The organism is Deferrivibrio essentukiensis, from assembly GCF_020480685.1.
GTDB lineage: Bacteria > Chrysiogenota > Deferribacteres > Deferribacterales > Deferrivibrionaceae > Deferrivibrio > Deferrivibrio essentukiensis.
The window spans coordinates 1-517 of the sequence record NZ_JAJAFU010000064.1 but is presented as its reverse complement, the minus strand read 5'-3'; the positions used below and the strand labels follow the sequence as shown (position 1 = coordinate 517).

At 33.8% G+C, this 517-nt stretch carries 1 protein-coding gene; it reads left to right on the top strand.

Annotated features, from left to right (window positions below; all coding sequences use genetic code 11):
* Nucleotides 1–70: 70 nt before the first annotated feature.
* Nucleotides 71–517, top strand: a 447-nt coding sequence (locus LF845_RS11790; protein WP_242821206.1) for an IS3 family transposase, incomplete at its 3' end; no start/stop codon positions are given.

Genomic DNA, 517 nt, shown 5'->3' with positions numbered 1-517 from the left:
AGTAAATCCTTCCCTTAATAGACAATTGAGGTTATTGGGTATTTACAAAGGTACCTATTATTATAAGAATTTGGAACCTTACAGTAATGCAAAAGACAATGAAATGTTGAGAGAAATAGAGAAGATATATCTTGTCAATCCAACCTATGGTTACCGAAGAATAAAAGCAGAGTTAAACCGCAGTGGATATGCAATTGGAAAGAAGAAGGTAGTGTCGATGATGGGTTATTTAGGTATAAGAGCGGTGTATCCTAAAAAACGAGTTAGATATAACAATCAAATACAAAATAGACATCCGTATTTACTTGATGAATTTAAAGATGATAAGGGTAAGATAATTTTATCCAAATCAAATACAGTGTGGAGTGCTGATATCACATACATAAAGTTAGAAAGAGGTCATGCATATCTTGCGGCAATATTGGATTGGTATAGTAGAAAGGTGCTTTCTTGGAGATTATCGAATACTATGGACACAGAACTCGTGGTTTCTGTAACAAAGAGTGCACTTGAGAAA